We start from the raw sequence: 649 nt of genomic DNA on the forward strand, positions 1-649 counted from the left end.
ATACAGGGACGGCTCGCCTTCTGGTCGGGTTTTAAAGCGCTTGTGCACCCAGTAGTACTGGGCGGGCATGGTGTTGATGTAGTCCTGCAGCTGCGCGTTCATGCGTGCGGTGTCGGCCACCGGGTCGTCGCTGGGGAAATCCGCCCAGGCCGGCAACACCTCCACCTCATAGCCCGTCGGAGTGATTCGGGGCAACAGGGGCAGCACCTTGGCGCGGCCCAGGCGTGCAAATCGAGAGAGAGACGGGACCGTTGCGGTGGGTATGCCGTAAAAAGGCACGAACACTGAATCGTCAGGGCCGAAGTCCATGTCGGGCAACAGGTAAAGCGGCTGCCCTTCCCGAAGCGCGGCCACAATGGGCTTGACGCCATCACCCCGCCCAAAAAGCCGCAGGTTGCCAAACCGCCGCCGGCCCCGCAGTATCCAGCGGTCGACCAGTTTGTTCGACTGGTCGGTGTAAATGGTGGTCGAAGGCCGCGGCATCTGCAGCGCCACACCGGCCCATGCCGCATCCAGGCCGACGAAATGCGGCAGGAATATCACCGTGGGCTCATTGCCCTCCAGTTCCTGCACAGCCCCCGTCACCTGAACGCGCCGCTGCACCCAGGCCTGGGGCGCGTGCCACAGCCAGGCGCGGTCCAGCCAGGCC

1 protein-coding gene is annotated in these 649 nt (G+C 64.9%); it reads right to left on the minus strand.

Annotated features, from left to right (window positions below):
* The coding region (locus tag AC1DWI_RS25600; protein WP_477726247.1) for a lysophospholipid acyltransferase family protein at positions 1 to 649 on the minus strand (649 nt) is incomplete at both ends.

The sequence above is a fragment of the Polaromonas sp. P3_C2 genome (assembly GCF_056402675.1).